The sequence below is a fragment of the Roseovarius sp. MBR-78 genome, from assembly GCF_040547535.1.
Lineage (GTDB): Bacteria > Pseudomonadota > Alphaproteobacteria > Rhodobacterales > Rhodobacteraceae > Roseovarius.
Genome location: NZ_JBEPPX010000023.1, coordinates 56,572 through 63,203, shown reverse-complemented (window position 1 = coordinate 63,203; position 6,632 = coordinate 56,572). Strand labels below are relative to the sequence as shown.

6 protein-coding genes and 1 pseudogene are annotated in these 6,632 nt (G+C 61.5%); 3 read left to right on the top strand and 4 right to left on the bottom strand.

Translation table 11 applies throughout. From position 1 onward, the window contains the following. Positions 1-222: 222 nt before the first annotated feature. Both ABIE58_RS16130 and ABIE58_RS16125 read right to left on the bottom strand, forming a co-directional pair. Positions 223-609: a carboxymuconolactone decarboxylase family protein gene (locus ABIE58_RS16130; protein ID WP_354545732.1), complete on the bottom strand. Its 387-nt coding sequence runs from the start codon at positions 607-609 to the stop codon at positions 223-225. Further along, a complete protein-coding gene (locus tag ABIE58_RS16125; RefSeq protein WP_354545731.1) occupies positions 606-1,589 on the bottom strand; it encodes an aldo/keto reductase in 984 nt (327 codons plus the stop codon). The genes ABIE58_RS16130 and ABIE58_RS16125 overlap by 4 nt, the downstream gene beginning before the upstream one ends. Positions 1,590-1,650: 61 nt before the next feature. Between ABIE58_RS16125 and ABIE58_RS16120 the strand changes: the two genes are divergently transcribed. Continuing rightward, entirely contained in the window at positions 1,651-2,589 is a 939-nt protein-coding gene (locus ABIE58_RS16120; RefSeq protein ID WP_354545733.1) for a LysR family transcriptional regulator, read from the top strand. 113 nt (positions 2,590-2,702) lie between these two features. Here the strand turns inward: ABIE58_RS16120 and ABIE58_RS16115 are convergent. Both ABIE58_RS16115 and ABIE58_RS16110 read right to left on the bottom strand, forming a co-directional pair. Then, positions 2,703-3,363: pseudogene (locus ABIE58_RS16115) on the bottom strand (IS6 family transposase). A 61-nt stretch (positions 3,364-3,424) separates the two neighbouring features. Continuing rightward, positions 3,425-5,461 carry an oxidoreductase gene (locus ABIE58_RS16110; protein WP_354545730.1) on the bottom strand — a complete coding sequence of 679 codons (2,037 nt, stop codon included), beginning with the start codon at positions 5,459-5,461 and terminating at the stop codon, positions 3,425-3,427. Between ABIE58_RS16110 and ABIE58_RS16105 the strand changes: the two genes are divergently transcribed. Continuing rightward, positions 5,460-5,597, top strand: a complete 138-nt coding sequence (locus tag ABIE58_RS16105) for a hypothetical protein (protein WP_354545729.1) — start codon at positions 5,460-5,462, stop codon at positions 5,595-5,597. The genes ABIE58_RS16110 and ABIE58_RS16105 overlap by 2 nt on opposite strands. A 171-nt stretch (positions 5,598-5,768) precedes the next feature. Continuing rightward, positions 5,769-6,623 (top strand): GNAT family N-acetyltransferase, encoded by an 855-nt coding sequence (locus ABIE58_RS16100; protein ID WP_354545728.1) that lies wholly within the window; start codon positions 5,769-5,771, stop codon positions 6,621-6,623. Positions 6,624-6,632 lie beyond the last annotated feature (9 nt).

The following is a 6,632-nucleotide window of genomic DNA, read 5'->3' as shown; positions in this document are numbered from 1 at the left end:
CGAAGCATTCGAAGCGTGGAAATTCGCAGCGAGTGCCGCTTGATGTACCATCGGCAACACAACTTTCTGACTGCGCGAGTTAACGTGACAACACCGTCAAAACTCATAAGTTTGTGTCACCAGCGAAAATCACCGTATTTGGCAGAGAGATTCTGTCACAGGGTTTGTGTTAGATGTGACGGATCAACCATCATCACCGCGCCACGCCTGAATTGAAGCAGGTCAGCTCTCGTTCGCTGCCTGGAACGCTTTCTTCGCTGCTGTGATCGCGTTCATGCAGGCGGGGACACCCGCATAGACCGACACCTGGAGAACAATCTCCACGATCTCCTCCCGTGTCACGCCGGTGTTCAGTGCAGCGCGGACGTGGAACTCCAACTGGCCCGGCGCGGTGCCCATTGCGGCCAGCATCGCCACGGTCAGCATTTCTCGGATGCGCAGGTCGATGCCGTCACGGCTCACGATGTCCGCGAAAGCATAACCCAGAACCAGTTCGGCAGCGTCAGGTGAGAATGCGTCAAGGTTGGCCTGCACCTTTGCAGGTGCGCCCGGTTCCAGCTTTTCCAGCAGGGCCATCGCCTCCGACAGCGGCTCGGCAATCCGGCTCATGCGTCCAAACCTTTCATGCCCTCTTCGGTGTAGCGGGCACCGGATACCGGGAGGGCAGCAAGCCCCTGTTCGATCTCCTGAAGGTCCGCATCACTCAGGCTGACGTCCACGGCGGCGGCATTGTCGCGCAGGTAGGTGACCCGCTTCGTGCCGGGGATCGGAACGATGTCGTCTCCCTTCGCCAGCAGCCACGCCAGCGAGAGCTGGGCCGGGGTGCAGCCCTTGCGTGCGGCGATCCGGCCTACCAGGTCCGCAATGCGTTTGTTGGAGGTCACGGCCTCTGTTTGAAACCGGGGAAGCGAGGCGCGGAAATCTCCATTCTCGAACTCGGCTTCGTCCTGAAACCGTCCGGTGAGAAACCCGCGGCCGAGCGGCGAATACGGTACGAACCCGATACCCAGCTCACGGCAGGCGGGCAGAACCTCGGCTTCGACCCCGCGCGACCAGAGAGAGTATTCGGTCTGCACAGCAGTGACCGGATGCGCGACATGGGCACGGCGCAAGGTCGCGGCGCTGACCTCGCAAAGACCGATCCGGTCGATCTTGCCTTCCTCGACCAGCCGCGAGAGGCCGCCCATCGTCTCCTCGATATCCTGTTCCCGGTCGATCCGGTGAACGTAATAGAGGTCGATCCGTTCCACCCCGAGCCGCTTCAGCGATCCCTCGCAGGCGGTCCTTGCATAGTCCGGGCTGTTGTCGAGACTGCGTCGGTATTCGCCAGGCGCGCGGACGATCCCGAACTTGGTCGCGATCTTCGGTCGGGCCTTCGACTGCGCTAGGAACGCGCCGATCAGCTCTTCGTTGTGATGCGGCCCATACATGTCGGCGGTGTCGAAAAAGTCGATCCCCAGAGCCATCGCTTCGTGCAGCACCCGCATCGAGATCTCGTCATCACGCGGGCCGTAGAACTCGCTCATCCCCATGCAGCCGAGACCGACGGCCGAAACCTCGAAGTCTTCCCCCAATGTCCGATGTTCCATGCCGCTCTCCTTTGCAGTTTACCTTGTCCGTTGACATGAGAAGTGGCATTTCCAATTAACGATAAACACCGTTGATAACGGTAAGGAGATTTCCAAAATCGGAAATAAGCTGATAGATGTCCTTGTCTGGGACGACATCCGTGCTTTTCTGGCCGTCGCTCGCGTGGGCACGCTGAGCGGCGCGGCCAGGCAGATGGGGCTGGGACTTGCCACTGTGTCGCGCCGGATCGAACGACTGGAAGCGGCGGTTGGCCAGCCGCTCTTCCTGCGCCAACAATCGGGCTACAGGTTGACTGACGACGGCACGGCTTTGGTGGAACGGGCGGAAGAGATGGAGGCGGCTGCACTCTCGCTCAGCTCCGGACTGCCGCAAGAGGCGACCGTTTCGGGCACCGTGCGGTTGGCCACGGCGGAAAACCTCGCGACCGGCCTGATCCTGCCAGAGCTTGCGCGGCTACGCGCAGAATATCCGGAACTCACTCTGGAGATCGTGACGGATATCGCCACGGTGAATCTGCATCGTCGCGATGCCGACATCGCCCTTCGCATGGTGAAGCCGGAGCGCGGCAACGTCACGCTGCAACGATTGGGCACACTGGGCTACGGTCTATACGGTGCGCCCGGTTATGTCGTCGCGCGAAGCGAGGCTATGGATGCGAGCGCATTTGACGCTGACGATTTCATCGGCTGGTCTGACACCTATGCCAGCCTTCCTGCTGCTCAATGGATCGAAAGGATGCTTAAAGGCCGTACGCCCGCGATCACGACAACCTCGCTTGCCACCCAGATCACTGCTTGCGCGACCGGACTTGGACTGGCCGTTCTGCCGCATTTCCTGGCTCGACCTCACGACCTGACCTGTCTGGACCCCGACATAGGGATCGACCAGTCGATCTGGCTCGTAACCCAATCCGATCTTGCCCAGTCCCGCCGCGTTCGCGTGGTGGCTGATTTCCTTCGTGACCTCGTCAAGCAACATGGCGCTGCGTTGAGCGGATGAGGCAATTTGAGCGGCATTGCCAAGTTGTTTGGCTGTGGCTGAGATGCTCGACGTTTGGTGGGTCATGGTTTCATCGCGAGTGCGTAATCTGCCCATAACTCGAATGCGTCTGCCTAGGCATGGCGATAGGATGTGGCGGTGAGGCGATAGCGGCGGGGTTTGAATATCGTGTTGATCTGGTCATGCGCGGCAAGGAAGCGCTGTGCCTGTCTGGGGGATTTGAAGCGGCCCATGATTTTCTCTCGTCGCCCGCGTCGGTCTGTGACTGCCCTCGATCCGGTTGTTGAGCCCTTTGTGGGCCCGGTGATCGGCCCCGGGCGCCAGACGTGCGATTGGCTTCGTGTAGCTGCGCAGCTTGTCGGTGATGACCACCCTCGGCGGGCCGAATTGAGCGATCAACCTTGTCAGAAATCGCTTGGCGGCTTTGGCATTGCGGCGTGTCTGAACCAGGATGTCGAGCGTGTCACCATTGCCATCGACGGCCCGCCACAGCCAGTGCTTCACGCCATTGATCGGCACAACGACCTCGTCCATGTGCCACTTGTCGTTCGGCTGCGGTCGGTCCCTGCGGATGCAGGCCGCGAAATGCGCGCCAAATCGGTTTACCCAAAGGCGGATCGCTTCACGGCGGACGATGACACCACGCTCCGCTAGGAGATCCTCAACATCCGCTGTGCTGAGCGCAAAGCGATGATAGGCCCAGACCGAATAGGCGACGATCTCGCGGGGAAAACGAAAGCCCTTCAGGCGTGGCATTGATGACGGTATCTGCATGGCACAACCGGTACCAACCTCAGAAGCCGCAAACAACTTGGCAATCACCTGCAACCTATCCTCACAAGGTTCGCACTAGCCGCAGCCCGTCATATACTGCTGCATGAATGTTCCGAGAGGCAACCGCATCACCGATACGAAACAGTGAAAAACTGGCGTCAGGGTTGCGCGTGATATCTTGGGAACGCCCAGCGAGCAACGCGTCCCGGTCCATCTCGCCAAAGTTGCACGAATGCGGTTTCAATGCAAAATACAGATCATCGAGCGGCACTGTGCCATTGTTGACCACGACCTGATCGACCTCGCGCGTCATTTGCGCCGTGCTGTAATCGCTGCAAAGATCGGCCAACAGCCTGTTGCCCTCCCGCCGCACTGCGTTGAGACGCCAGGTGACGGTGAAATGTACGTCTTTGCCCTGCACCTCGCGCAGGAATGGCGTCAATGTCATTGGCATCACCTCGGACGATAGCGCGCGGTCGGGGCTGACGATCTCGACCCGCGCGCCCGTCGCGGCGATCATCTCGGCGGCCTGAAGGCCCGCCGCATCGCCTGCATTGTCGAAGACCAGCACATTCTGGCCCGGTCGTGCGTCCCCTGACAGGATATCCCAGCTTGAGACAGGCAAATCCTGCCCGGCACGCAGCGGCACATCGTGTGGCAGCCCGCCGGTGGCGATGATCACCAGATCTGCATCCGAGCCCAGCACCGTTTCAGGCTCTGCAAGACTGTTGAAGTGAAACTGGACGCCCAGCCGGTCGCACTCGGCCATGCGCCAGCCGATGAGGGACAGGATTTCGCGTCGCCGCTCGGATTGGGCTATCAGCCGCACCTGGCCGCCGGGGTCATTGGCCGCCTCGTGCAGTTCGACATCATGTCCGCGCTCGGCGGCTACACGGGCGGCCTCAAGCCCGCCGGGACCAGCCCCGATCACAAGCACCCGGCGCGAAACGTCGGCGGGCGCTATGGAATGCGGCTGTTCCTGTTCCCGGCCCGTGGACGGGTTATGTGCACAGAGCGCGGCAGCACCTTGAAACCGCCGGTCGAGGCAGAAATTGACGCCCACGCACGGGCGAATACGATCCTCTTGCCCGGCCTCGATCCGGCGGACGATATCGGGATCGGCCAGATGTGCGCGGGTCATGCCGATCATGTCTACCATGCCGGTTGCGATTGCGTGGCGGGCGGTGGCGACATCCGCCACCTTGGCGGCGTGGAATACGGGGATACCTGTCGCCTCGCGCAACCGGGCCGCGGCGGCAAGATGTGGCGCGCTGCGCATGCCGTGCACGGGGATCATGTCGGTAAGACCCGCATCCGTATCAATGTGCCCCCGCGTGACATTGACGAAATCCACCAACCCGCTTTCCTTCAGGCGGCGGGATATTTCGAGCCCTTCCTCAGCGTCGACACCGTCCGCGCACATCTCGTCCCCGGCATAGCGCAGCCCCAGCAAGAAGCCGGACCCAACCCTGCGGCGCGTCTCTGTCAGCACCTCCATCGCCAGCCGCATGCGATTTTCGAGCGACCCGCCATAGGGCGCATCGAGATGGTTGGAGCGCGGTGACCAGAATTGGTCCAGCAAATGCCCCGTCGCGAGAAATTCGACACCGTCGAGCCCGGCCTCGTGCATGCGTTCGGCGGCGGTGGCGTAATCCTCGATGATCCGGGAAATATCCCAATCCTCTGCCAGTTTGGCGGCGTGGCGGTGCGAGATTTCGCGTTCCTGGCTCGATGATACGGTGGGGAGCCAATCTCCGCGGTCCCAACGTGTGCGCCGACCATGATGAGTCAACTGGATCATCACCGCGCAGCCCTCGTCATGACAGTCCTGCGCAAGGGCGTGCATCCAGGGCACGATCTCGTCGCGAAACGCCTCTATGCCTCCGCTCGATGGCGCGCTGTCGGGGGCGACCGATGCAGAGCCCATGGTCATGGTCAGCGCCACACCGCCCCGCGCCCGCGCCACATGATAGGCACGGTAGCGATCCTTGGGCAGCCCATCTTCGGCATAGCCGGGTTCATGGCCGGTGATCAGCAGACGGTTCTTCAAAGTCAGATGTCCGACCTGACAGGGTTGCAACAACGGATCGTCACGCATGGGGGAAATTCCTTTCCAGCAGTTCGGGTTCACCTTCATCGGACTGGCAGACGGGCACCCGTTTGCTGTGATCCTGACAGGAATGAAAGCGCATATGCTGTGGTATCCGGGCCAGAAACCGCAGAAAAAACCGTGACGAATGGTCGATACTGTGCAGGAGATGTGATTAGACGCTGCGCGGCCCGGCCTTAGGCACTATAGCAACGAATAAACAGAGGCTTGCGAACTTATGGCGAGACAACTCGATGAAGCGTCGGAAACCGAAAACGCGCAGGTGGCGGACAATACCCTGCGCGACAGCTTTCGCGTGGACAAGTTCATTGCCACGGCGCACCTGATCAGCCCGGCTGACCGCACGCTTTTGCACGAATTGACGGTTGGCGTCTTCTGGCCGCATCGCTGGCGCGACCTCGACGTGTTCATCTCGCTCGGCGAGGGTTATCTGGCGGTTGACGAGATCGGCCGCGCGATGGGGTCGGCCATGTGCTTTCGCGCGGGAAGCGATTTTGCCATGTTGGGCATGATGGTCACTGCGCCCCGCCTTCAGACGATGGGCACCGGTCGGTGGTTGTTGCGCCGGGTCATGAACGACTGTCCGGACATGGACCTGCGGCTGAGTGCGACACGTCAGGGGTACCGGCTCTACAAGGAAGCAGGCTTCGTTCCGCTTGGCACGATCTGGCAGCATCAGGGCGTGACCCGGCCAATCCACTTGCCCGCGCCTGTGCCGGGCCTTACCTTGCGCCCTATGGAACCCGCTGATGCGTCGCAAATTCGCGCACTGGACACGCACGCCTATGGCGCGGCGCGCGATGACACGATGGCGGCGATGTTGCATCTGTCCGATGGGATCGTGGTCGAATCCGGGGGCGAGATGCGTGGCTTTGCACTGCGCCGACGCTTTGGCCGGGGATGGGTCATCGGGCCGCTCGTCGCCGATACCGAGAGCATGGCCATGATGCTCGCGGCTCCGCTTATTCAACGCAGTCAGGGTGACTTTGTCCGCCTTGATACGCCAGTCGAAAGCGAGGAATTCGGTGCGTTTCTGTCGGCGGCCGGAATGGGCGTCTACGACACGGTTACCGAGATGTATCTGGGCAACCAGCGCCGCCCGCTAAGCGGCCCGAGGATGTTCGGGCTTGCCGCCCATTCCCTGGGCTGACCGGCAGCG